Annotated in this window: 25 protein-coding genes and 3 tRNA genes; 6 read left to right on the top strand and 22 right to left on the bottom strand. The window is 70.3% G+C overall.

Annotated elements, in window-relative coordinates:
• The coding region (locus AUV07_RS17990; RefSeq protein ID WP_331709277.1) for a serine dehydratase beta chain at positions 1-549 on the bottom strand (549 nt) is incomplete at its 3' end.
• A gap of 136 nt (positions 550-685) precedes the next feature.
• Between AUV07_RS17990 and AUV07_RS09225 the strand changes: the two genes are divergently transcribed.
• Complete coding sequence (locus AUV07_RS09225; protein ID WP_062635578.1) at positions 686-958, top strand: hypothetical protein; 273 nt, start codon at positions 686-688, stop codon at positions 956-958.
• A 92-nt stretch (positions 959-1,050) separates the two neighbouring features.
• Here AUV07_RS09225 and AUV07_RS09220 read toward each other — a convergent pair whose 3' ends face one another.
• On the bottom strand, positions 1,051-2,781 hold the full coding sequence (locus tag AUV07_RS09220) for an L-aspartate oxidase (RefSeq protein WP_062635576.1): 1,731 nt from the start codon (positions 2,779-2,781) through the stop codon (positions 1,051-1,053).
• A gap of 71 nt (positions 2,782-2,852) precedes the next feature.
• Here AUV07_RS09220 and AUV07_RS09215 point away from each other — a divergent pair, with 71 nt between their 5' ends.
• Positions 2,853-3,788, top strand: coding sequence for a LysR family transcriptional regulator (locus AUV07_RS09215; RefSeq protein WP_180964500.1), 936 nt, complete (start codon positions 2,853-2,855; stop codon positions 3,786-3,788).
• A gap of 77 nt (positions 3,789-3,865) precedes the next feature.
• On the opposite strand, the gene AUV07_RS09210 is transcribed toward AUV07_RS09215, so the two are convergent.
• From AUV07_RS09210 to AUV07_RS09150, 14 genes are all read right to left on the bottom strand, one after another.
• Positions 3,866-3,938 (bottom strand) — tRNA-Arg (locus AUV07_RS09210).
• Between the two features lie 77 nt (positions 3,939-4,015).
• A complete protein-coding gene (locus AUV07_RS09205; RefSeq protein WP_062635572.1) occupies positions 4,016-4,600 on the bottom strand; it encodes a hypothetical protein in 585 nt (194 codons plus the stop codon).
• Positions 4,601-4,713: 113 nt separating this feature from the next.
• Positions 4,714-5,574: a hypothetical protein gene (locus AUV07_RS09200; protein WP_062636045.1), complete on the bottom strand. Its 861-nt coding sequence runs from the start codon at positions 5,572-5,574 to the stop codon at positions 4,714-4,716.
• Entirely contained in the window at positions 5,574-5,819 is a 246-nt protein-coding gene (locus tag AUV07_RS09195) for a hypothetical protein (RefSeq protein WP_062635570.1), read from the bottom strand. Before AUV07_RS09195 ends, AUV07_RS09200 begins: the two co-directional genes overlap by 1 nt.
• A gap of 99 nt (positions 5,820-5,918) precedes the next feature.
• Positions 5,919-6,578 carry a GntR family transcriptional regulator gene (locus AUV07_RS09190; RefSeq protein ID WP_062635568.1) on the bottom strand — a complete coding sequence of 220 codons (660 nt, stop codon included), beginning with the start codon at positions 6,576-6,578 and terminating at the stop codon, positions 5,919-5,921.
• Between the two features lie 67 nt (positions 6,579-6,645).
• Positions 6,646-7,287, bottom strand: a complete 642-nt coding sequence (locus AUV07_RS09185) for an NADPH-dependent F420 reductase (RefSeq protein ID WP_062635566.1) — start codon at positions 7,285-7,287, stop codon at positions 6,646-6,648.
• 59 nt (positions 7,288-7,346) lie between these two features.
• Positions 7,347-7,781, bottom strand: coding sequence for a Fe-S cluster assembly sulfur transfer protein SufU (gene sufU, locus AUV07_RS09180; protein ID WP_062635564.1), 435 nt, complete (start codon positions 7,779-7,781; stop codon positions 7,347-7,349).
• On the bottom strand, positions 7,778-9,085 hold the full coding sequence (locus tag AUV07_RS09175; protein ID WP_062635562.1) for an aminotransferase class V-fold PLP-dependent enzyme: 1,308 nt from the start codon (positions 9,083-9,085) through the stop codon (positions 7,778-7,780). Before AUV07_RS09175 ends, sufU begins: the two co-directional genes overlap by 4 nt.
• Before the next feature lie 54 nt (positions 9,086-9,139).
• A complete protein-coding gene (locus AUV07_RS09170; protein WP_062635560.1) occupies positions 9,140-9,943 on the bottom strand; it encodes a DUF1206 domain-containing protein in 804 nt (267 codons plus the stop codon).
• Positions 9,944-10,013: 70 nt separating this feature from the next.
• The gene (locus AUV07_RS09165) at positions 10,014-10,649 is read right to left on the bottom strand and encodes a GyrI-like domain-containing protein (protein WP_062635558.1); all 636 of its coding nucleotides are present in this window, start codon (positions 10,647-10,649) and stop codon (positions 10,014-10,016) included.
• 86 nt (positions 10,650-10,735) lie between these two features.
• Entirely contained in the window at positions 10,736-11,599 is an 864-nt protein-coding gene (locus AUV07_RS09160; RefSeq protein ID WP_062635556.1) for an AraC family transcriptional regulator, read from the bottom strand.
• 84 nt (positions 11,600-11,683) lie between these two features.
• A complete protein-coding gene (locus tag AUV07_RS17325; RefSeq protein ID WP_082802897.1) occupies positions 11,684-11,818 on the bottom strand; it encodes a methionine/alanine import family NSS transporter small subunit in 135 nt (44 codons plus the stop codon).
• Positions 11,815-13,434 (bottom strand): sodium-dependent transporter, encoded by a 1,620-nt coding sequence (locus tag AUV07_RS09155; RefSeq protein WP_062635554.1) that lies wholly within the window; start codon positions 13,432-13,434, stop codon positions 11,815-11,817. Before AUV07_RS09155 ends, AUV07_RS17325 begins: the two co-directional genes overlap by 4 nt.
• A gap of 51 nt (positions 13,435-13,485) precedes the next feature.
• Positions 13,486-14,277, bottom strand: a complete 792-nt coding sequence (locus AUV07_RS09150; protein WP_062635552.1) for an SDR family NAD(P)-dependent oxidoreductase — start codon at positions 14,275-14,277, stop codon at positions 13,486-13,488.
• 116 nt (positions 14,278-14,393) lie between these two features.
• Between AUV07_RS09150 and AUV07_RS09145 the strand changes: the two genes are divergently transcribed.
• A complete protein-coding gene (locus AUV07_RS09145; protein ID WP_062635550.1) occupies positions 14,394-14,885 on the top strand; it encodes a MarR family winged helix-turn-helix transcriptional regulator in 492 nt (163 codons plus the stop codon).
• 66 nt (positions 14,886-14,951) lie between these two features.
• Here the strand turns inward: AUV07_RS09145 and AUV07_RS09140 are convergent.
• A tRNA-Ser gene (locus tag AUV07_RS09140) sits at positions 14,952-15,040 on the bottom strand.
• Between the two features lie 163 nt (positions 15,041-15,203).
• On the opposite strand from AUV07_RS09140, the gene AUV07_RS09135 reads away from it, so the two are divergent.
• Both AUV07_RS09135 and AUV07_RS09130 read left to right on the top strand, forming a co-directional pair.
• Entirely contained in the window at positions 15,204-15,911 is a 708-nt protein-coding gene (locus AUV07_RS09135; protein ID WP_082802896.1) for a potassium channel family protein, read from the top strand.
• A 25-nt stretch (positions 15,912-15,936) separates the two neighbouring features.
• A complete protein-coding gene (locus tag AUV07_RS09130) occupies positions 15,937-16,782 on the top strand; it encodes an alpha/beta hydrolase fold domain-containing protein (protein WP_062635548.1) in 846 nt (281 codons plus the stop codon).
• Positions 16,783-16,824: 42 nt separating this feature from the next.
• Here AUV07_RS09130 and AUV07_RS09125 read toward each other — a convergent pair whose 3' ends face one another.
• From AUV07_RS09125 to serS, 4 genes are all read right to left on the bottom strand, one after another.
• The gene (locus tag AUV07_RS09125) at positions 16,825-18,081 is read right to left on the bottom strand and encodes an LCP family protein (protein ID WP_062635540.1); all 1,257 of its coding nucleotides are present in this window, start codon (positions 18,079-18,081) and stop codon (positions 16,825-16,827) included.
• A 48-nt stretch (positions 18,082-18,129) separates the two neighbouring features.
• Positions 18,130-18,214 (bottom strand) — tRNA-Ser (locus AUV07_RS09120).
• Between the two features lie 42 nt (positions 18,215-18,256).
• Positions 18,257-19,078, bottom strand: coding sequence for an HAD family hydrolase (locus tag AUV07_RS09115; RefSeq protein WP_062635538.1), 822 nt, complete (start codon positions 19,076-19,078; stop codon positions 18,257-18,259).
• Positions 19,075-20,379, bottom strand: a complete 1,305-nt coding sequence (gene serS / locus AUV07_RS09110; RefSeq protein WP_062635536.1) for a serine--tRNA ligase — start codon at positions 20,377-20,379, stop codon at positions 19,075-19,077. The genes AUV07_RS09115 and serS overlap by 4 nt, the downstream gene beginning before the upstream one ends.
• 98 nt (positions 20,380-20,477) lie before the next feature.
• On the opposite strand from serS, the gene AUV07_RS09105 reads away from it, so the two are divergent.
• Entirely contained in the window at positions 20,478-21,476 is a 999-nt protein-coding gene (locus tag AUV07_RS09105) for a diacylglycerol/lipid kinase family protein (protein ID WP_062635534.1), read from the top strand.
• Positions 21,477-21,490: 14 nt separating this feature from the next.
• Here AUV07_RS09105 and AUV07_RS09100 read toward each other — a convergent pair whose 3' ends face one another.
• Complete coding sequence (locus AUV07_RS09100) at positions 21,491-22,237, bottom strand: hypothetical protein (RefSeq protein WP_062635532.1); 747 nt, start codon at positions 22,235-22,237, stop codon at positions 21,491-21,493.
• Between the last annotated feature and the right edge of the window lie 7 nt (positions 22,238-22,244).

Below are 22,244 nucleotides of genomic sequence, written 5' to 3'. Positions count from 1 at the left end.
ATCGCAGAGGGCGAGTAGCGAGGCGGCATCGGCATAGGGATGCGGGAAGGCACCGGTCGAAAGGTGCGCCTCCTCCCCCTCGCGCCGGATAAACCCCCCGCCGATCGAGTAGTACGTCTGCTCGAACAGGGTGGTCCCGTCGGCATCACGGGCGATGAGCGTCATGGCGTTCGGGTGGCCGGGAAGGCGGGTCCGGGGCGCGAACACGATGTCGTCCTTCCGGAACGGCACCGCATGGGCGCCGTCGATCCGCAACGGCTCCCCCTCCGGATACGCCGACCACGCCGCACGGACGGCCGCCGGATCGCACGTCTCGGGAGCGAGACCGCGAAGCCCCGCGACGACCGCATCCGGGGTGCCGTGGCCGATCCCGGTGGCGCCGAGCGAGCCGTACAGCGTGCACTCGACGCGGCCGACGCGGTCGAGCTCCCCGGAGGCGGTCAGCTGCCGCGCGAAGTCGAGCGCGGCGCGCATGGGTCCGACGGTGTGCGAGCTGGACGGGCCGACGCCGATGGAGAAGAGGTCGAAGGCCGAGACGTACGCAGTCACCCCTCCAGGCTACGCCGAGTTCGGGATTCCGGTTCACCGCGATTAACCGCGCGGCCGGCGGGTCCGCGTCAAGGCCCTTCATGTTCCGCAGAGGCGGAGGCAGGCTGAGGACACGACATCGCAGAAAGGGACGATCATGACCGACAGCACTCCCGAACCGACCGCGAACGACGACCTCTCGCCCGAGGCGCAGACCCCCACCCCGACCCCGGCCTCCGACACCACGGAGGGCGAGGCGACGACGCCGGAGCAGGCGGACTCCCCCGAGGACGCGGACCCGGCCGAGGTCCCGAGCACCGAGGAGCTTGAGGAGCCCAGCACCGAGAAGGCCCCGGGCGAGGAGCCGAAGGCCCCGAAGCGCGACGACCCGGAGCCGGACCACGAGGCCGTCGGCCTCGGCGTCGACTGACCCCCTACCCGAGACCCCGCACTATCGCCGAGACCCCGCCCTGCTGATGCGTGCAGGGCGGGGTCTCGACGCGAAAGCGGGGTCTCGGGGGACTACTCGACGAGCTTGCCAGTCGTGTCGACGTCGCGCATGAGCTCGGCGATCTCGTCGGGGATCGCGGGGATCTCCTCGCGCGTCACGCCGGCGGTGGGCGACCAGACGAGGTTCACCTGCAGCGTGGGATCGGTGTCCGGGAAGTCGCTGCGGTTGTGGCATCCGCGGGTCTCGCGCCTCTCCCGCGCCGCCTCCAGCGTGGCCCGGGCGGCGAGCGCGGAGGCCTTGAGGTCGAACGCGTGTGCGAGGTCCTGGAACCCGGCGATGTCCGGGTGGATGCCGATGTCCTCCATCCGCCCCTCGATCATGTCGAGGTCGGCGAGGCCGGCGTTCAGCCCGTCCTCCGACCGCACCACGCCGGCGTACTCCGTCATGAGGTTGCGGATCGCGCGCTGCAGAGCCCGCACGTTCTCGCGCCCCTCCGCGGCGAGGAGGTCGTCGATCTCGGCACGGGCGGCGGCGACCGCATCGGCCGACCGGCGCTGGGCGTCCAGCCCCGCGGCGTGGGCCATCGCGGCCTGACCGACGATCCGGCCGTAGACGAGCAGCTCGATGAGGGAGTTGCCCCCGAGACGGTTCGCGCCGTGGAGTCCGCTCGACGCCTCCCCGATCGCGTACAGCCCGTCGACGTCGGTCTGGTGGTCGTCCGGCCGCACCCACACGCCGCCCATCGAGTAGTGCGCGGTCGGCGCGATCTCGATCGGCTCCGCCGTGATGTCGAGCATCTGCAGCTCCATCATCGTCTGATACACACGCGGAAGCCGCGTCATGATGGTCTCGCGGGGTAGGTGGGACACATCGAGCCAGACGCCGCCGTTCGCGGTGCCGCGCCCTTCCTGGATCTCGGTGTAAGCGGCGAGCGCGACCCGGTCGCGAGTAGACAGCTCCATCCGCTCGGGGTCGTACTTCGCCATGAACCGCTCGCCGAGGGCGTTGCGGAGGATGCCGCCCTCCCCGCGCGCGGCCTCGGAGATGAGCGTGCCGGCGGCGTTCTCGGGCTCGATGATGCCGGACGGATGGAACTGCACCAGCTCGGGGTCGCGAAGTCGCGCCCCCGCCTCGACGGCGAGCCGGAAGGAGTCTCCGGTGTTCTCGTCGCGGCGCGACGACGTGCGGCGCCAGATGCGGTTGTGTCCGCCGGCGGCGAGGATCACGGCGTCCGCATGGATGAGGTAGCGCGTGCCGTCCGCCTGATCGAAGCCGTAGGCGCCGAAGACGACGTTGTCGCGCACGAGCAGGCGCGTGATGTAGACGTTGTCGAGGATGGGGACATCGAGCTGCTCGGCACGGGCGACCAGCGTCCGCTGGATCTCGAGGCCGGTGTAGTCGCCGGCGAAGGCCGTGCGGCGGTACGTGTGCGCGCCGAAGAAACGCTGCGAGATGCGGCCGTCCCCTTCGCGGGCGAAGTCCATGCCCCAGCGCTCGAGGTCGCGGATGCCGCGTTCGGCGCCCTGGGTGACGATCTGGACGGTGTGGGGATTGGCGAGGAGGTAGCTCTCCTTGATCGTGTCCGCCGCGTGCTGCTGCCAGCTGTCCTCGGCATCCATCGTGCCGAGAGCGGCGTTGATGCCGCCCGCCGCGAGCGACGTGTGGGCGTCCTGCCGGGGGCGCTTGCCGACGGCGAGCACGTCGACGCCGTGCTCGGCGACCTCGATCGCGGCGCGGAGCCCGGAGCCTCCGGTGCCGATCACGAGGACCGTGGTGGAGATCTGTCGTTCGGGTGCATTCATGCTCTCGACGCTAGTTAGGCGATCCTAATAACTCCAATGCATAGTTGGTCTGGAAACCATGCGGGTACGCTATGGATATGAACCTCGAGCAGCTCCGCGGGTTCGTCGAAGTCGCCCGCCTCGGCCATTTCACCCGCGCGTCCGAGCACCTCCACCTCGCCCAGCCATCACTGAGCCGTCAGATCTCGACCCTCGAGCGGGAACTCGGCGCCGAGCTGTTCCATCGCGCTCGCGGTCACATCGCCCTGACAGCCGCCGGCGAGACGGTCCTCCCCCATGCGCAGCGCATGCTCGCCGAAGCCGACGCCATCCGCGACGAGGTGGCCGAGCTCGCCGGACTCCGCCGCGGCCGCGTGCGCCTGGGCGCCCCGCCCACGCTCTGCATCAGCCTCGTGGCGGAGGCCCTCAGCTCGTTCCATGCCACCCACCCCGGCATCGATCTCCACCTCACCGAGGGCGGCTCCCGGCTGCTGGTCGAGCAGCTCGCGGTCGGGGCGGTCGACATCGCCCTCGTCACCCAGTCCGAGGGACCGGTGCCCGCGGGGGTCAGCCTCACGCACGTTCCGCTCCTCGCCGAGGAGCTCGTGGTGATCTCGTCGGCGTCCGCACCTCCGGTCACCCACGGCCCGTCCGTGAGCCTCGCGCACCTCGCCACCCTCCCGCTCATCCAGTTCGACGAGAGCTATGAGCTGCGGGCCGCGATGGACGCCGCTTTCCGCGCCGCCGATCTCACCCCGACCCTCGCGCTGGAGGGTGCGGAGATGGATGCGGTGCTCCGCTTCGTCGAACGGGGCGTCGGGGTCGCGGTGGTCCCGGCCATGGTGCTGTACGAACGCCCCGCGCTGCGGTCGGCGCGCCTCGCCCACCCGGCGATGTCGCGGACGATCAGTCTCGCCCATCGCTCCGACGTCACCCCCGCGGTCGCGGTGGCCGCGATGCGCACCGCCATCATGGCCACGGCAGCCGACCTCGCCGAGCGCGACCCGGCGATCACCAGCCTGCTCTGACCGGAGCACTCGCCCCGGAACAGCGAGAACCCCCGCCGCTTGCGCGACGGGGGTTCTCGTACTGTCTCAACACAGTGTGCGCCTCGAGGGACTCGAACCCCCAACCTTCTGATCCGTAGTCAGATGCTCTATCCATTGAGCTAGAGGCGCAGGACCCGCGGTGCTTTACCGCTCAGCGGGCCGACGACCAGCCTACAACAGACGGGACCGGAAAGCGAAACGAGGCCTCACTCCCCCTTCGCGGCCGCCTTCTCCTGCTTCTTCCGCCGTTTCTCCTTGGCCCGCTGCTGCGACGAGAGCGCCTGGAGATCGACAAGGCGCAGCGCCTGCATGCGCGCCTCCCGCATGCGCGCGTAGTCCGGGTCCTGATCCGGTCGCATGCCCTCGACGCGCAGCCGGCGGTCGAGGTTGTGCCGCACGTCGGCCCAGGCCGCCGCGCGCGCCTCCTCGACGATGCTCTCCAGCTGGGCACGGTCGTCCATCATCTCGCGCAGACGCTGCGCGACGCCGAGCGACTGCTTGGCCCGCCGCCGAAGATTACGCACATCGCGGTCACGGTAGTCGTGCGTGCCGACCGGATCGGAATGCCGGCCGCGGGCGCGCTTGCGCAAGGCCGTGACCGTGGCGGCGGCCTCCTCCGACTCCTCCGCCATCGCGCCGAGAGCAGCCCGGGCGTCCTCGACGTACTTGTCGAGGTCGAAGACGCCGTCCTCCGCGATGGTGCCGATGAGGATGTGATTCTTCACGGCGAGGCGCGCAGCGGCCGTCGCGATCGCGACGCCTTCGGCGATGGCATCCGCAGTCCGTCCCACCGGCACCTCCTTCTTTCGAGCGTACCGGTATCGATGCCGCGCAGTCTCGGCCGGATGTGCTCCGGATCAGCATGCCGCAGACGTCCGACATCGGCATCCTGCCGGGCGGGGGCTCAGCCGACGACGCCGACCCAGATGCCCGACGCCCAGGTCTGCTGCTCAGCGGAGCACCCGACCGAACCGGGAAAACCGCGGACGACGGCCATGCAGTTGGCGAGGAACTCCGGATCGCCGCCGAACATCGCCGCGTAGGTGCTGGACGAGGTGAGGGTGCCCCAGACCCGGAACTGGTAGATGTGGGCGAGTTCATGCGCCATCGCCCAATTCAGGCGTCCGTCACTCCACCGGGCGATATCCGCGCGGTATTTGATATACCCGTTGCTGTTGGCGCAGGCCGGGGCGGTGCCGCCCGCACACGACGACGACTCGTACAGTCCGACGCCCCCGCCGCCCACCCTGTCGAGGGCGGCGCGCACCCGCGCGTAGCCGTCCGGCCCGCTCGACGTCCAGGCAGTGCCGCCGGGACCGGCGTTCTGGGCTGCCTGCCACCCGGCGACCTCGGTACCGACCTTCTGCGTGAGCGCCTCGACGGTCGCGGTCGCCGCCACCACGATGCCGGGGTCGTGACGCTCCGCGTGCACCGTCTCCTGGACGGATCGCGCTGCGGCGAGATGCGTCGCGGTATCGACCTTGCCGTCGGCACCGCGAAGGACTGCGGCCAGGGTCGAGAGCTCCTCGAGGAACGCGGGACGCACCGCCAGCACCGCGGCCCGATCCTCCGCGTCCTGCTCGGCCTGCGCGACATTCCCGGACAGGTGATCGGTGCGCTGAGCGGCGTCATACGAACGGTCCGCCAGGACGGAGAGCTCCGCGAGGGCCTCCGCACGCTCACGGTCCAGCGCGTCCGCCCGCGCGACGACCGCAGCCCCGAACAGGACGGCCGCGGACAGCGTCACCGCCAGCACGCGACGCATCACGGCAGGAAGCCCGTCGTGTCCGACAGTTCGGCGTCCTGCTCCGCGATCCGGGCCCGGAGCTCCGTGAGCCGCTCCGCCAGAGCGAGGTTCGCCGCCTCGGATTCGTCGAGAGCCTGCTCGATCCGGTCGATCTCGGCCCGCACGGCGGCGAGGTCCGCGGCACGCTGCTGGTCCGCCACGACGACGAGCGCGGCACCACCGAGCAGGAGGATTCCCCCGATGACGACAGCAAGACTTCGCATCTCGCTCCCCAGGACAACGCGAACAGACCGGACCGACTCCGACCGGACAAGGATACAACCGGGGTTCGGCGCAGCGGGGTGCGTCTTCGCGAAGGCGCCTCAGCCAGTCGCGGTCCGCGCCAGCCGGCGTTCGGCGGCGGAGTGTCCGCTGGCGAGGTGCGCAGGGACGATCCGACGGAGAGCCTCCACGTCGCGCCCGGCGACCGCGTCGAGGATGACACGGTGTTCCTCGGCCATCGCCACCAGATCGTCGTGCTGCCCGAACAACCAGCGCAGCCGGGTCAGGAACACGGCGACGAGCTCCCCCAGCATCTCGTTGCCGGCCAGGTCGACGGCGATCTCATGGAATGCCGCGGCCGCCGTTCGAGCCGTCTCGGCGTCCCCTTCGCGGGCCGCCGCGAGTTCCCGCTCGTACGCGTCGCGGAGCCGGGCGAGGCCGGCGCCGTCGTGTCGCTCGGCCGCGAAGACGAAGATGAGGGTCTCGATCGCCTCCCGCACCTCGGCGAAGTTGCGAATGTCGTCGTGCGTGAACTCCCGCACCACGGCCCAGGTGCGGGGCCGTGCGACCACCACGCCCTCCGCCACCAGCGTGCGGATCGCCTCGCGCACCGGGAGCCGGGAGACGTTCAGCTCCGCGGCGATATCGCGCTCCACGAGCCGGGACCCCGGAGCACGCCGTCCGAGCACGATGTCGTCTCGGAGGATCCTCGTGACCCTGACCGACTCGAGTTCCCCGCGTTCCCCCACAGCCCCCGCCATCCGGGCATTGTCGCACCCCGGCCCGGGATTGGCCAAGTTTGGTATCCCAGACCGGGGCGCCGGCGACTCAGGGCAGGCGGTTGGCGCGGGCGAGGTTGGCGGTCAGTTCCTCCGCGTTCTGCCGGACGACGTACGCCGGGCGATCGCGCTCGACTCGCCAGGACTCGCTGAGCGGACCGACGTTGACGGTGTCGAAACCGGCCTCGTCGTAGAAGCGGGTCACGAAGGCCACGGCCTCGGCGTCGTCACCGGCGGTGGCCAGCGCGCGACGGTTCGGCGTACCGGCCGGCGCGCCATCCGTTGTGATGTCCGCGGCGTAGATGTGGTTGAAGGCCTTCGCGATCTTCGACTCCGGGAGCTGCGCCTGCACGAGCTCGGATGTCGTGGTCTCACCCTTGTCGAGCGCCTCGATGTGCCCATCGCGCTCGAAGTAGTAGTTGTTCGTGTCGAGCACGATCTTCCCGGCGAGCTGTGCGGCGGGGAGCTGATCAATGGCGTGCAGGGGTACCGTCACCACGGCGACGTCCGCCGCCGCGGCCGCCTCGTCCGCCGTCGCCGCCTTCGCCTGCGGTCCGAGCTCCGCGACGAGGTCGGCGAGCGTTTCCGGCCCCCGCGAGTTCGCGATCACGACGTCATAGCCGTTGGCCAGCGCCACACGGGCGATCTGGCTGCCGATGTTGCCTGCTCCGATGATTCCGAGAGTTGTCATGCTCGGGCCAACGTCAGCCGCCCGATGCTATTCCCGGTTCGAGGCAGGAGCGGACGAGGTCAGAGGCGCGTGAGCGCGTCCTCGGCCGCCACCCAGGCGAGCATGGCGCACTTCACGCGCGCCACATACCGGGAGACCCCGCCGAGGGCCGCGGCGTCGCCGAGCATCTCCTCGTCCGGCTCGATCGCGCCCCGAGAACGCATCGCCTCGCGGAAGGCCGCGATGCGCACCTCGAGTTCTTCCACAGTGAGGCCTTCGGCGAGCTCGGCGAGCAGGCTGGCGGACGCCTGGGAGATGGCGCACCCGTGTCCCTCCCACGCGATCGCCTCGACGGCCCCGTCCGGGCTGCGGTGCACCTGCAGGGTGATCTCGTCGCCGCAGGTCGGGTTGAGCTGGTGCGACTGCGCCGGGATCTCCTCGCGGAGTCCGAAGCCGTGCGGCGTGCGCGAGTGGTCGAGGATCAGCTCCTGGTACAAGCTCTGCAGGTCGCTCATGCGCCCCTCCCGAAGAACGCGATCGCCCCGGCGACCGCCTCGATGACGGCGTCCACCTCGGACGCGGTCGTGTACAGGTAGGTGCTCGCCCTCGTCGAGGAAGTCACACCCAGCCGGCGGTGCAGCGGCTGCGCGCAGTGGTGCCCGACGCGCACCGCGATGCCCTGGTCGTCGAGGAACTGCCCGACGTCGTGCGAGTGGATCCCGGCCACATCGAAGCTCGCGAGCCCGACCCGCGGCAGCTCGATACCTGCCCCCAGGACGCGCACGCCCTCGATCGCCGCGAGCCCGTCGACGAGACGCTGCCCGAACGCGGCTTCGTGAGCGGCGATGCGCTCCATGCCGACCGCGGACAGGTAGTCGACGGCGGCGGCGAGCGCGATCGCCTGGGACACGCGCTGCGTCCCCGCTTCAAAGCGCTGCGGCGGCGGCAGGTACTCGGCCTCGGTCGTGGTCACCGTCGTGATCATGGAACCGCCCGTGAGGAACGGGGGCATCGCGGTGAGGACCTCGCGCCGGCCGTACAGGGCGCCGATGCCGGTGGGGCCGAGCATCTTGTGGCCGGAGAGGACGGCGAGGTCGACACCCAGGGCATGCAGGTCCAACGGCAGGTGCGGAGCCGACTGACAGGCGTCGAGCAGCGTCAAGGCGCCGACCTCCTTCGCCAGCGCGACGAGAATCTCGATCGGGTTGATCACGCCCAGCACGTTCGACACATGCGTGAACGCCACGAGCTTCGTGCGGTCCGAGATGAGCTCCGCGGCCGCATCAAGGCGGAGGGCCCCGTCGTCGTCGAGCGGGATGACCCGGAGCGTGGCCCCGGTGCGCGCGGCGAGCTCCTGCCAGGGGATGAGGTTGGCGTGGTGCTCCATCTCGGTGGTGACGATCTCGTCCCCTTCGCGGAGCCGGAGAGGCTCGGCCGCGGCACCACCCCGGCCGAGGGAGGCGTTGGAGAGGGAGTAGGCGACGAGGTTGACCGCTTCGGTGGCGTTCGAGGTCCAGACGATCTCGTCGTCGTCGGCGCCCACGAACCGGCCGAGGGTGCTGCGGGCGTCTTCGAAGAGCTCGGTCGCCTCGGCGGCCAGCGTGTGGGCGCCGCGGTGGACGGCCGCGTTCATCGTGGTGGCGAAGCGGCGTTCGGCGTCGAGCACGGACTCCGGACGCTGCGACGTCGCCCCCGAGTCGAGGTACGCCAGCGGGTGGCCGTGGACGCGGGTGTGCAGGATCGGGAAGTCCTCGCGGATCCGCTGCACCTCGGTCTCGGTCAGCGGGGTGATCACGTCGACTCCGGGAGAAGCGCTCATCGTTCCAGTCTCCCATCTTCCGGCTGACCGGGGCCCGGCGGAGGCGCGGAAGGACTAGGACATACGGGCGAGGCGGGCGCGGGCGATGCAGAAGGCCCCGTACAGCGCGAAGCCGACGCCGACAGCACCGAGGATGAGCCGGCCGAACGGCAGACTGAGGAGGCTGTGCAGAGCGGCGTCGAGACCCGCAGCGCGTTCCGGGTCCTGCGTCACGGCCGCCACCACGAACAGCACCCCGGTGACCCCCACCGCGATGCCCTTGCCGATGTAGCCCACGATGCCGAGCGCCATCACGCCGGCGCGGGCGGCTCCGGTCGGCACGTCGATGAGCTTGCGGAAGGAGCGCATGATCCCGCCGATGATGAAGCCGATGCCGACACCGATGACGCTGAGGCCGATCACCACGAGCAGAGGCACCCCGCCCGGTGCGGCCAGGACCACCTGGCTCAGGGTCTTCGACGCGTCGGAGGATTCCGCGCGGCCGCCCACCGCGTAGACGAGTGCGAGGCCGGCGATCACCAGGTAGGTGCCCGAGATCCCGAAGAGCTTGAGGCGCTTGCCCCACTTCTTCGTCTCGGCGGGGTCGGCGGCCAGGAACCCGCTCGCCACCTGCCACACGGCGAGCGCGAAGAGGCCCACGGCGATCGCGAGCAGCAGCAGTCCGCCGATGGGGTTGTTGCGCACCTGCTCCATCGCGCCGTCCTGGTCGGCGTCCCCCGACCCGCCGGCCGCGATCGTGATGGCGATCGCGCCGATGATGATGTGGATGATGCCGAGGACCACGAATCCCGCGCGGGCGGTCCGCCGGAACGCGGTGGAGTCCTTCGCCACGCGCGCCGCATGCTTGACGGTGCTCATGCTCGAAGAGTATCCGCCGCGGTGCGTCCCGATCAGGGGGTTGCTTTCCGGACCCCCGGTGCGACAGCGCTCAGGTGATCCGTTCGACGGGCTGCCGCAGGATGGTGCGCAGCTTCTCCGGAGCCGTCCGACGGCGGTCACTGAGGTAGATCTCGTGGTGCCGCCCGCGCATCTGCAGACCGTTCTCCGGGACGAAGCGCTCGTGCAGCTCCTCGAGCACGGGTCCTTCATCGTCGAACGGCCCGATGTGCAACGTCTGCACGCAGAGGCCCTCGTCCAGCACCTCGCACCGGACGGCGGCCAGTGCCGGGAGCTCTTCCCCCTTCTTCGCGACCTTCGCCGCGACCGTCTCGACCGCGCGGTCGAAGAGGGCGGGAGTGACGTGGTCGCCCACCATGATCATGAGCGTCCAGAGCCACGTCGACTTGTCGCGTCGCGTGGTGAACGAGGCCATGTCGGGCGCGTGCCACAGGCCTTCCAGGGGCATCACGACCTGATCGACGCCGAGCTCGGCCCGGCTGGCGAACTTGAGGGTGTACGCCAGCGGGTAGAGCGCCGCGACCGCGTCGAAGAAGGCCGGAGCGGTGTTCGGATCTCCGGCGCCGTCGATCATCAGATAGGTCAGCGGCGGCACCTCGAGGACACGGAAGGCGCCCCGCTTCGCCTGATAGGCGTCGAGCGTCTTCTTGGGATCGATCGCCGTCATGGCCCGCCTCTCGGTACGTCGTGCGGTCAGTGTGCCACGGGGCACCGACATCGGGTCGAGCCCCAGGGGCCCGACCCGATGGGCGGTCAGCTCTGCTCGACGGGGAGCCAGAGCTCGCAGGAAGCCGTGTCGCCGGTGAACTCCCGGTAGCGGACGATCGACGGCCCGGGCCGCAGCCGCCACGGGTTCGACGGGAACCACTCGGTCGCCGTCGCCCCCCACAGATTCTGCAGGGTCTCGGGGAAGGGTCCGCTCGCGCCGAACACGGCCCAGGTGCCCTCCGCCACGCGCAGGGCGTCGAGGTCGTCGGGAACCGCGGTGTCGGCGCGCACGGCCACCCCGTGCAGGTACGTCAGCGGCGTCCCCTCCGGGGCATCCGGATCGATGTCGGCGGTCACGGCGAGGATGCCTGCGGGCTCCTCGTTCCCGAGGGCCTTGAGGCGGGCGTGCTCCTCGGGCGGGATGGCGGCGATGTGCGCCTGGATATGCGGATTGACGCCGACGTGGATCAGCGGGACCTCCGCGGCATGGCCCGCGAGGACGAACGCGGGACGGTGGGTGATGGTGACATCCATCGGGATACTCCCTTCGACGCTCAGGCGGAACCGGAGCGTGGGTTGTGTGCGGAGAGGACCCCCGTGCCGACGCGCGTCCGCCGGCCCGATGCCGTGCACGGCGCGGAACGCCCGGGCGAACGCCTCGGTCGATCCGTAGCCGTGCCGCACCGCGACATCGAGCAGACTCGGCGCGCCGGCGGCGAGCTCCGCGCCGGCGAGCGTCATCCGACGACGCCGCACGTACTCGGTCAACGGCATCCCGGCGAGCGCCGAGAACATCCGGCGCAGGTGGTACTCGGTGGTGCCGTGCGCACGGGCGAACGCGGCGACGTCGATCTCCTGACCGCGGTCCGCGTCGACGAGGTCGACCAGGGCGTTGAGCGTGCCGATCACGGGGGCCCTCCTTTCCCCACCATCGTTTCGCCGCAGTCCCCGCCTGCACCCGATCGTCGTGGTCCGATGCGATCGGGTCGGGGATCAGAGCTCGACCGGGACCGCCGGCTCCGTGTCCTCCACCTCCGGATGGCGGGCGAGGTTCACGACGGCGGCGATGAGGCCTCCCCACACCGTGACCATGGCGATGATCATCATGACGATCGCGGTGGTGGTCATGCTCCCGCTCCCTTCGTCTGCGCCGCCGGGACGGCGATGCTCGTCGTCTCCGGGTCGGCGGCGTACTCCTCCTGGTCGAGGAAGTCGTCGTAGCCGGCATCGTCCTTGGCACGGGAGCGCCTGCTCCACGGCACCAGCGACAGCAGCACTCCCCCGATCACCAGCGCGATGACCATGCCCCAGCCGAACACCCCGAGGAACCAACCGGGGTAGCCGCTGTACGGCTCGGCGATCTTCGTCAGGAGTTCGGTGATGAGCAGGTAACCGAGCACGAGCGGGGCCAGCACACCCACGAGCAGGCGCCAGAGCAGCCCGACCCGGAAGCTGGATCGGCGGTTGAGGTGTTCCTGCAGCTGCGGCAGCCGGTGCAGCACCCAGGCCACCACGATCACGGCGACGAGGGCGACCGCCATGATGCCGAAGGCGTTGACGAAGGCGTCGGTGGTGTCGAGCACCGACAGCGCGGTGGTGGTGGAGAACAGGGCCATCGAGATGACGGCGAGCGGGATGGAGACGATGAGGGTGGTGCGCACCCGTCCCCACCCGAGCTTGTCCTGGAGGGCGGCCACGATCACCTCGAGGATCGAGATGAGCGAGGTTACCCCCGCGAAGACGAGGGCGCCGAAGAACAGCACGCCGATGATCGAGCCGCCGGTCGCCTGCGAGACGATCGTGGGGAACGCGACGAACGCGAGACCGATGCCCGAGGTCGCGACCCCGGAGACATCCGTGCCCTGCGCCTGGGCCATGAACCCGAGGGCGGCGAACACGCCGATACCGGCGAGGATCTCGAAACCGGAGTTGGCGAACGCGACCACGAGACCGGAGCCGGTGAGGTCGGTCTTGCGCTTGAGGTAGGACGCGTACGTCACCATGATCCCGAACGCGACGGACAGCGAGAAGAAGATGTGCCCGTAGGCGGAGGCCCACACGGCCGGGTCGGCGAGCGCCTCCCAGTTCGGCGTGAAGAACGCGTTCAGACCGTCCAGGGCGCCAGGGAGGAAGAGGGCCTGCACGACGAGCACCGCGAACATGAGGGTGAGTAGCGGCATCAGGATCATGTTGGCGCGACCGATGCCGCGCTTGACGCCGAGCGCCATGATGATGATGACGATCAGCCACACCGCGATCAGCGGCAGGCCTACCTGCGGCACGAACTCACCGGACAGGCCGACCTCCGCGACGTCGGCGGACTGCAGGAAGTCGACGAAGAAGAAGTCGTTCTCGTTGCCCGCGCCCCAGGTGAGCTGCGCGGAGAACCAGGTATACATACCCGCCCACGCGACGATCACGGCGTAGTACACCGCGATGACGACGCAGATCAGCACCTGCCACCAGCCCAGCGGTTCGGCGGCCCGGTGCAGGCGTCGGAACGCGAGGGGCGCGGAGCCCCGGAACCGGTGGCCGATCGCGTAGTCGAGGAACAGCAGCGGGATGCCGGCGGTCAGCAGCGCGCACAGGTACGGAATGAGGAACGCACCGCCGCCGCCTTCGTAGGCGACGTAGGGGAAGCGCCAGATGTTCCCGAGACCCACGGCCGAGCCGATCGCCGAGAGGATGAACACGTTCCGCGAGCCGAAGGCCTCGCGCTGCGGGGTCTGGGTCGGTTCAGGCATGCCCGCGAGGATACCCGAACCGGGACACCCGGGCGACTCGCCCGGCCGCGCTCACAGCATCGCGGTGAGCACACCGCCGTCCGCCCGCAGCGCGGCGCCGTTCGTCGCCGATGCGCGGACGCTGGAGAGGTAGACGACGAGGTCGGCGACCTCGGCCGGATCGAGGAAGCGACCCAGCAGGCTGGTCGTGTTCTGTCCGATGATCGCCTCCTTCATCACCTCCTCGGAGACGGACCGGGCCTCGGCGACCGCGGCGACGCTCGCCGCGACCCCCTCCGAGTAGGTCGGGCCGCCCAGGACGGTGTTCACCGTCACGCCGGTGCCGCGGGTGAGTTTGGCCAACCCGTTCCCGAGCGCGATCATCGCGGCCTTCGTCACGCCGTAGTGCACCATGTCGGCCGGGACGTTGACGCCGGACTCGCTGCTGACGAAGACGATGCGCCCCCAGCCCCGTTCCCGCATCCCCGGCAGGAGAGCTCGGGAGAGGCGCACGCCGCTCATCACGTTCACCTCGAAGTAGCGCGCCCAGTCCGCATCGGCGACGTCCGCGAAGTCGGCGAGACCGAAGAGACCGACGTTGTTGACGAGGATGTCGACGTCACCGAGCCGCTCCGTCAGCCGCGCCACCTGCGACGGGTCGGTGAAGTCCGCGGCGATCCCGGACACGGTCACCTCCGGGTGCGCGAGGGCCAGCACGCCGACCGCCGCGTCGACCCGTCCCTCGTCACGACCGTTGATCACGACATCGACCCCCTCGGCGGCGAGAGCGGACGCGACCGCGTATCCGATCCCCTGGCTCGATCCGCTGATGAACGCCCTCTTGCCGCGCAGCCCCAGTTCCATCCGTCTCCCTCTCACTTCCGCGGACGTTCCGCATCACTTGCCTGAGCAAGTCATATTAGCCTCCAGTCACTTTCCTGAGCAAACGAAGAGCACGGCTCGACCGCTACCGTGGAGGAATGTCGTCATCCTCCCCCGCCCCCTTGAGCACCGAAGAGATGGACGTCTGGTCGGCACTCGCGACGCTCCTCGAACGGCTCCCCGCGGCCCTCGACGCGCAGCTGCAGCGCGACAGCGGACTGACCCACTTCGAGCACGGCATCCTCTACGCCCTCGATGCGGCACCGGAGCACACGCTCCGCCTCAGTGTCCTCGCCGGCTACGCGAACAGCACGCTGTCCCGACTCTCCCGTGCGGTCACCCGCCTGGAGGCGAAAGGCTGGATCCGGCGCGAGGTCGATGCGGAGGACGGGCGCTTCACCCTCGGCATCCTCACCGACGCCGGCCACCGGAAGGTCGAGGAGTCGACCCCCGCGCACCAGGCCCTCATCCGCCGCGTCGTCTTCGACACCCTGACCCCGGCGCAGGCCCGGCAGCTCGGCGCGGCGAGCCGGAAGATCTCCGCCGCGCTCTCCCCCGACCCGACCTGGATGCCGGAGGCGCCGGCGTGAGGAGGGCCCGCCCGCACGCGAGAACACGAAAGCCCCGGCGAGCGGACTCGTCGGGGCTTCTCTGTGCGGAGACGAGGGGATTTGAACCCCTGGTCCCCGTAAGGGGACTCCACCTTAGCAGGGTGGTGCACTAGGCCGGACTATGCGACGTCTCCAGGCATCCGGCTCGAGAGCACGGATGCACCCCACCATCATAACGGGTCCGGCGCGTGGTCACGAACCGCCGGTCTCGGATGCTCCCGGGAGCCGGCCGCATGCCCTGCGATACTGGCCGCACGCTGCGAGGGTCCGGCCCCCGCGGACGCGAGAGGAGACGCCATGTCCGAGCCATCCGGAGCGCACGTCCGCGCGGGGTTCGCCGCCCCGGCCGACCCGAGGCGCGGCGCCCTGGGCTATGCCGCGGTGCTCGCCCTCCTCATCGTGTCGTACGGACTGTGTGCGGCTCAGCCCGGAACGGTCCCCAGCCCCTGGGCGTTCCTCGCGATGCTGGTCACGGTCGCGATCGTGTTCCGCGTGACCAGGGCGCACGCCCTCGTGCAGCGGGTGTCGTGGGTCGTGCTCTCGGCCGCCGGCCTGGCCGCCCTCCTCGCGGCGTTCTTCGCCACGGACAGTCCGGCGCTCGCCGTGGCGCTCTCCGCCGCCTCCATGATCGCGCTGCTGGTCGCGCCGTGGGCCATCATCGCGCACCAGGTCACCCGCCGAGGCCTCGACGTCGAGGCGCTCCTGGCCGCGGTGACCGCGTACATCCTCGTCGGCATGTTCTTCGCCTTCGTCTACAACCTGCTGTCGCTGCTGCTGCCGACCCCGCTGTTCGGGGATGCGGCGAACGACTCGCTCGGCAACCAGCTCTTCTTCTCGTTCACGGCACTGACCACGACGGGCTACGGGAACCTCGTCCCCGTCGGACCGGGCGTGCAGGCGGTGGCCGTCGCCGAGGGGATCACCGGGCAGCTCTTCCTCATCACCGCCGTCGCCCGCATCATGCGGGGTGCGAGCGCCCAACGCACCACATCGACGCCGGCCTGACCCGGCCGCCGGTACTCTGATTCGAATGAGCACGCCCCCCGCAGCGGATCATGTCGTGGACGGACCGCACGGCCCCCTTCCGATCCGGGTCTACCATCCGGACGCGCCGGCGCGCCATGGACTCGTGTGGGCGCATGGAGGGGGCTTCGCGGGTGGCGACCTCGACATGCCGGAAGCCGATGCGGTGGCGAAAGCCTTCGCAGATCGCGGGATCCTCGTCGTGAGCGTGGACTACGCGCTGGCACCGGTCACTGCGGAGTGGACGCAGCGCCTGGGCGTGCTCGAGCGCGACGGAGTTCACTACCCGGTCCCTCATGATGAGCTCGTGACCGCGTTCCGTTGGGCCTCATCGTCAGGGCTGGCGTCTGACTGGGCGCTCGGTGGTGCCAGCGCCGGAGGCAACCTCGCCGCCGGTGCCGCGCTCCGCCTCTCCCACGAAACTGGCCCGGCACCGGCTCTCGTCGTGCTCGCCTATCCGACTCTCCAGGCGGTGCAGGGCCGCCCCGATTCCGAACTTCGCGCCCTGCTGGATGCGAACCCCGCCGCCGACGTGTTCCCCCCACCTTTCGTGCACGGCATGTATGCCAACTACCTGGGCGGCGACCCGGCGCTCGCCGATGTCTACGCCATCCCCGGGACGGCAGATCCCGCGGCGCTGGCCGGCTTCCCACCCACGATCATCGTCAACGACGAGACCGACGAACTGCGGGTCTCCGGCGAGGCTTTCGCGCGATCGTTGGAGGCCGCGGGCGTCGACGTCACCGCCGTCGTCGAACCAGGCACCACTCACGGGCACCTCAACCGTCCGGAGGAGCCCGCGTTCATCGCGACGATCGAGCGGTTCGCGGCCCAGATCCGCGAGCTGGCCTGAAACCGCCGACGGCCTACCGCCCGCGGGGCGCCTGAGGGCCGATCAGCGCACGTTGCCGTTCGAGCAGGTCTGCTGGGCGGCGGAGTTGCCCTTGATGGAGTCGGGCAGTGCCACGACGCCCGGATCGGTCGGAGTCGGAGTCGCCTCCTGATCCGGAGTCGTGGGCTCGGTCGGCTCCGCCGGCGCCGTCGGCTCCTGCACGACCACACCGTCGTTGCTCGTGTTCTCGTGCGTGATCTGGAGCTGGGCGTTCGCCTCGATCGCGTCCCACAGAGCGGCGGCCGCCTCTTCGTTCGGCACGACCTTGTTCGGGTCGTTCCAGTCGGTCAGCGTCGGGTACTGCACGAACACGATGTCCTCGAAGGGCACCGACTTCACGGCGAGCGCGATCTGCACGATCATCATCGGGTCGGCGAGCGACGTACTCGTCTCCAGGTTCTGGATGCCGGTGTTGGCGAGCTTCAGCATGACCGGCACGTTGCCCAGCACCTCACCGCTGATGAGCTTGCGCGCGAGGCTGGACATGTACTGCTGCTGGTTGCCGATGCGGCCGAGGTCGCTGCCGTCGCCGACACCATGCCGGGTGCGGAGGAACTGCAGGGCCTCGAGGCCCTGGACGGTGTGGGTGCCGGCGGCCATGTCGAGACCGGTGTAGCGGTCGCGGATCGGGTTGGCGAGGCAGACGTCGACGCCGCCGATCGCGTTGGTGATCTCGATGACACCGCCGAACGTCACGGAGGCGGCGAACTGCACCTCCTGGTCCGTGAGGGCGGAGATCGTGCGGACGACGCAGTTCAGCCCGCCGTCGGTGTACGCGACGTTCAGGGGCTGCTTGCTCATCGCGGCGGTGGCGTTGCCGTCCTCGTCCTCACAGGACGGGATGGGGATCATCAGGTCGCGCGGGAAGCTGACGACCGTGATCCGCCGCGGCTCCTCCGAGACGTGCACGAGCAGGTTCACGTCGTTGAGGGTGCCCTCGGCGTCGCCACCCGTGCACCGGTCGCCGAAGTACTGCTTGTAGTCGTCCTCGCAGGTGTCGACGCCGGTGAGGACGAGATTGAACCCGCCCTTGTACTCCCCGATGTCCGGCGGCAGGTCTTCCTGACCGTCGAGGTCGACCGCGTTCGCGGAGACCGTGCTCGAGAAGTCGAACCAGATGTAGGCCGCGACCCCGATGCCGCTGACGAGCACCACCGCCATGCTGATCGCGAGGAGCTTGAGGAGCTGACTGGCGGCGCCGGGCGAGCGCAGCTGACCATGACGCGCGACGGTGCGGCGGCGGCGGGTGTTCTCGCTCACTCGGACCCTTTCGAATTCAGCGACGGCGGAGGTACCGCGCTCAGGAAGCGGAGGGTGTGGGATTCGAACCCACGAGACATCTCTGCCCACTGGTTTTCAAGACCAGCTCCATCGGCCGCTCGGACAACCCTCCCGACAGAAACATCTGCCGACCAGGCGCGAGTCTAGCCGAGTTCTATTCTCCTGCGTCGACCTGGGCAGGTGCTGGAAGCGTGTTCAGAGCCGCCGCAAGCCCTCCCTGCTCGACGTCGGCGGTCACCTCGCTCGCGGCATCCTTCACCTCGGCGGGCGCCTGCCCCATGGCCACGGCACGACCGCCGCCGGTGCGCGCCCAGCCGAACATGCCGATGTCGTTCCGCCCGTCCCCGGCGACGAGGACCCGGGCCGCGTCGAGGCCGAGCTCGCCGCGCACGCGCTCCAGCGCCGTGCCCTTGTCCACGCCCTGCGGGGCGATGTCCAGCCACGCCGTCCAGCCGATGGCGTATGAGACCTCGTTGAGCCCGGCGTCGGCGACGAGTCGGTGGAAATCGTCCTCGTCGTGTCCGGGCGAGACGACGACGATACGGGACACGGGGAGCGCCCCGAGCTCCTCGAAGTCGACCTGGCGGCCGCCGTCGAGGGTCCAGTCGTCGAGCTGCTCGGTGAACAGCCGCTGCCCCGACCCGAGCTCGACCATGTAGCGCGCATCCGGCAGGCGCTCCTGGAGCAGGGCGAGCACCGGCGTCGGGTCGAAGGTCTCGACGTGCCAGCGCTCCCACTCGTCGCCGTCGCGGCGCATCGTCACCGCGCCGTTGGAGCACACCACGTAGTCTGCGGTCAGCCCGAGCTCCTCCACGTAGCGGCGGGTAGCCATCCAGCTGCGTCCCGTCGCGATGGTCACCACATGACCCGCGTCCCGCACCCGGGCGACGGCCTCGGGCACGCCGGGGCTCATCGTCTCGTCCTGCAGCAGGATGGTCCCGTCGACGTCGAGGCCGACCAGCCAGGGCGCCGTCATCGGGCGGCCTGCTCGTCGGCGAGCGGGCGGATCACCTCGAGCCCGCCGAGATAGGGGCGCAGGACCTCGGGGACCCGCACCGAGCCGTCCGCCTGCTGATGGGTCTCGAGCAGGGCGACGATCCAGCGCGTGGTCGCGAGCGTGCCGTTGAGCGTCGCGACGTGCTGGGTCTTCGGAGCCGTGCCGCCGTCCTCCGCAGCCGGGCGGTACCGGACGTCGAGACGCCGCGCCTGGAAGGTCGTGCAGTTCGACGTGGAGGTCAACTCGCGGAAGGCGCCCTGAGTGGGCACCCAGGCCTCGATGTCGTACTTCCGCGCCGCGCTCGACCCGAGGTCCCCCGCGGCGACGTCGATCACCCGGTACGCGAGACCGAGCGAGGTCAGCATCTCCTCCTGCAGCGCGACGAGCCGCAGGTGCTCCGCCTCGGCGTCCTCGGCCGTGGTGTAGACGAACATCTCCAGCTTGTTGAACTGGTGCACGCGGATGATTCCGCGGGTGTCCTTGCCGTGGGAGCCGGCCTCCCGGCGGTAGCAGGTCGACCATCCGGCGTAGCGGAGGGCCCCGCGCGCGAGGTCGACGATCTCGTCCTTGTGGTACCCGGCGAGCGCGACCTCGCTGGTGCCGACGAGGTAGAGGTCGTCGTCCTTGTCGAGGTGGTACACCTCATCGGCGTGCTCGCCGAGGAAGCCCGTGCCCTGCATGATCTCCGGACGCACGAGCGTGGGCGTGATCAGCGGGACGAAGCCGTTCTGCAACGCCGTGTCGAGGGCGAGGTTCATGAGCGCGATCTCGAGGCGGGCGCCGATTCCGCGGAGGAAGTAGAACCGGGCGCCGGAGACCTTGGCACCGCGCTCCATGTCGATCGCGCCGAGCATCTCCCCGAGTTCGAGGTGATCCCGCGGCTCGAAGTCGAACGCCGGCACCTCCCCGACGCGCCGCAGCTCGACGAAGTCCTCCTCACCGCCGGCGGGAACACCGTCGATGACGACGTTCTCGATCCGGGCGAGGGCCGCAGCCGCGGCGTCGGCGGCCTCGTTGGCCGCGTGCTGGGCCTGCTTGACCCGGTCGGCGAGGTCCTTGGCCTGCGCGACCAGGGCGGCCTTCTCCTCCTTGGGCGCCTTCGCGACCTGCTTGCCGAAGGCGTTCTGCTCCGCGCGCAGCTCCTCGAACGCGGCCAGTGCTGCGCGGCGCGATCGGTCGGCCTCGAGTGCGACGTCGACGGTGCTCTGGTCGTTGCCACGGGCAGCCTGCGAACGGCGGACGATCTCCGGATTTTCGCGGAGGAGTGCGAGGTCGATCATTCCGCAAGTCTACGAGGTGAGCGGCGCGAGACCGGGCGTCCGGGTTTTCCCTCCACCGGCGTCCCGCTCCTCGGCGGATGCCGGTCTAGAGTAGCGCCATGACCACGAGTCCCCGCGTTCTGAAGCAGGCGGCGCTCGTGTACAACCCCGTGAAGGTCGACGGGAAGCGCCTGCGCGCGCAGGTCCGCGATCTGTCCCGAGAGGCGGGATGGGATCACCCCGCCTTCTATCCGACGACCGTGGAGGATGCGGGCCAGGGGGCGACGGCCGAGGCGCTGGCGCGCGGCGTGGATGTCGTGCTCGTGGCCGGCGGAGACGGGACGGTGCGCGCCGTCGCGGAGGCCATCGCAGGCACCGGGGTCCCCCTCGCCATCCTGCCGAGCGGCACCGGGAACCTCCTCGCCCGGAACCTCGGGCTGCCGCTCGCCGACCCGGCGGAGATGATCCGCGCCGCCCTCGGCGACTTCCGTCATCCGATCGACATCGGCTGGGCGCGGATGACCAGGGAGGACGGTTCCGAGGAGGAGCATGCCTTCGTCGTGCTCGCCGGCATCGGGCTCGACGCCGACATGATCGCGAACACCCGTGCCGACCTGAAGAAGTCCGTCGGCTGGATCGCCTACGTCGACGGCGCCGCCCGATCCCTCCCCCGCGCCAAGCCCTTCCGCGCGGTGTACCAGATCGGCACCGGGCGCCTGCATTCCACCAAGGTGCACAGCATCCTTTTCGCGAACTGCGGCACGCTCCCGGCGGGCATCTCCCTCATCCCTGACGCCTCCATCACGGATGCCACCCTCGACGTGGCGGTCATTCAACCGACCGGCGTCCTCGGCTGGCTCGGGGTCTGGCGCAAGATCTGGTGGGACAACTCCGTGCTGCGCCGCTCACGTGCCGGCCGGATGGTGCTCGAACGCCGCGGCACGGATGCCTCGGTCCACTACTTCCGCGGTGCCCGCGCCGAGGCCGCCGTGTCCGCCCCCACGCCCGTCGAACTCGATGGCGACGAGTTCGGCGAGGCCGTGCACCTCACGTGTCGGGCCGCCCCGGGCGCGCTTCTGCTCGCGCTGCCCACCGGCCACCCGGTGCACATCCTCTGACGGGATCGTCCGGCTCAGCGGACCTCGACCGTGCCGTCGAGCCCCGCGCCGACGAGCGTCAACTCGAACGGGGCGTCGTCGTCGACCTCGTCCTCGGCGAACTCGACCACCGTGGCCCGCGGCGCCATGTCCATGGTGCACACCTGAGCCTCGTCCGTGACGAAGGTCACGGTCCCCGTCGAGCCGTCCGCCTCGACCGATTCCACGACCGGAGCGCAGCTGGAGGAGCCCCACGTCAGCAGGACTAGTCCGCCGTCGTCGAACCAGGCCGCGGACGGCTGGTACTCGGTCGACGAACCGGGCGTCGCCGTGGCGGCCGGGTCGCCGTCGACGTCGATCTCATCGATCAGGTCGCCGTACGTCACCACCAGCGTCACGTCCTTGGTCGGGTCGACACCGTCCGGCAGCGCTCCGACGGTGGCCCGGGGCGCGAGGTCCGCCGTGCAGGCCTGTTCCGTGGCGCCGTCGCCCTCCGGCTCGACGAGGGTCACGGAAACCCGCTGTCCCTCCGCGGAGACGTCGTCCACCTGAGGAAGACAGGTCGACGACCCCCAGCTCACGATGGCGAACATCCGTCCGTCGTCGAGGAGCGCCCCGTCCATGTCGTCCTGGTCCTCGGTGCTCCCCGCACTCCCGGGACCGCTGGAGGGGTCGGAGGTCGCGTTCGGGGCAGCGCCGCCGGGACCGACCGTGCAACCGGCGAGGACGAGGGCCGCGGCGAGCGCGGAGGATACGGCGAACACGAGCCTGCGGGGAGTCATGCCCTCA

Origin of the sequence: Microbacterium sp. CH1 (assembly GCF_001595495.1) — a bacterium.
GTDB lineage: Bacteria > Actinomycetota > Actinomycetes > Actinomycetales > Microbacteriaceae > Microbacterium.
Note: the sequence above shows the minus strand (reverse complement) of the source record. Positions and strands in the feature narration are given on the sequence as shown.

Bases quoted from the DNA above. Each gene is read 5' to 3' on its own strand.
- AUV07_RS09225 (WP_062635578.1), top strand. From the start codon at position 686: ATGACCGACAGCACTCCCGAACCGACCGCGAACGACGACCTCTCGCCC.
- AUV07_RS09220 (WP_062635576.1), bottom strand. From the start codon at position 2,781: ATGAATGCACCCGAACGACAGATCTCCACCACGGTCCTCGTGATCGGC.
- AUV07_RS09215 (WP_180964500.1), top strand. From the start codon at position 2,853: ATGGATATGAACCTCGAGCAGCTCCGCGGGTTCGTCGAAGTCGCCCGC.
- AUV07_RS09200 (WP_062636045.1), bottom strand. From the start codon at position 5,574: ATGCGTCGCGTGCTGGCGGTGACGCTGTCCGCGGCCGTCCTGTTCGGG.
- AUV07_RS09195 (WP_062635570.1), bottom strand. From the start codon at position 5,819: ATGCGAAGTCTTGCTGTCGTCATCGGGGGAATCCTCCTGCTCGGTGGT.
- AUV07_RS09190 (WP_062635568.1), bottom strand. From the start codon at position 6,578: ATGGCGGGGGCTGTGGGGGAACGCGGGGAACTCGAGTCGGTCAGGGTC.
- AUV07_RS09185 (WP_062635566.1), bottom strand. From the start codon at position 7,287: ATGACAACTCTCGGAATCATCGGAGCAGGCAACATCGGCAGCCAGATC.
- sufU (WP_062635564.1), bottom strand. From the start codon at position 7,781: ATGAGCGACCTGCAGAGCTTGTACCAGGAGCTGATCCTCGACCACTCG.
- AUV07_RS09175 (WP_062635562.1), bottom strand. From the start codon at position 9,085: ATGAGCGCTTCTCCCGGAGTCGACGTGATCACCCCGCTGACCGAGACC.
- AUV07_RS09170 (WP_062635560.1), bottom strand. From the start codon at position 9,943: ATGAGCACCGTCAAGCATGCGGCGCGCGTGGCGAAGGACTCCACCGCG.
- AUV07_RS09165 (WP_062635558.1), bottom strand. From the start codon at position 10,649: ATGACGGCGATCGATCCCAAGAAGACGCTCGACGCCTATCAGGCGAAG.
- AUV07_RS17325 (WP_082802897.1), bottom strand. From the start codon at position 11,818: ATGACCACCACCGCGATCGTCATGATGATCATCGCCATGGTCACGGTG.
- AUV07_RS09155 (WP_062635554.1), bottom strand. From the start codon at position 13,434: ATGCCTGAACCGACCCAGACCCCGCAGCGCGAGGCCTTCGGCTCGCGG.
- AUV07_RS09150 (WP_062635552.1), bottom strand. From the start codon at position 14,277: ATGGAACTGGGGCTGCGCGGCAAGAGGGCGTTCATCAGCGGATCGAGC.
- AUV07_RS09145 (WP_062635550.1), top strand. From the start codon at position 14,394: ATGTCGTCATCCTCCCCCGCCCCCTTGAGCACCGAAGAGATGGACGTC.
- AUV07_RS09135 (WP_082802896.1), top strand. From the start codon at position 15,204: ATGTCCGAGCCATCCGGAGCGCACGTCCGCGCGGGGTTCGCCGCCCCG.
- AUV07_RS09130 (WP_062635548.1), top strand. From the start codon at position 15,937: ATGAGCACGCCCCCCGCAGCGGATCATGTCGTGGACGGACCGCACGGC.
- AUV07_RS09115 (WP_062635538.1), bottom strand. From the start codon at position 19,078: ATGACGGCGCCCTGGCTGGTCGGCCTCGACGTCGACGGGACCATCCTG.
- serS (WP_062635536.1), bottom strand. From the start codon at position 20,379: ATGATCGACCTCGCACTCCTCCGCGAAAATCCGGAGATCGTCCGCCGT.
- AUV07_RS09105 (WP_062635534.1), top strand. From the start codon at position 20,478: ATGACCACGAGTCCCCGCGTTCTGAAGCAGGCGGCGCTCGTGTACAAC.
- AUV07_RS09100 (WP_062635532.1), bottom strand. From the start codon at position 22,237: ATGACTCCCCGCAGGCTCGTGTTCGCCGTATCCTCCGCGCTCGCCGCG.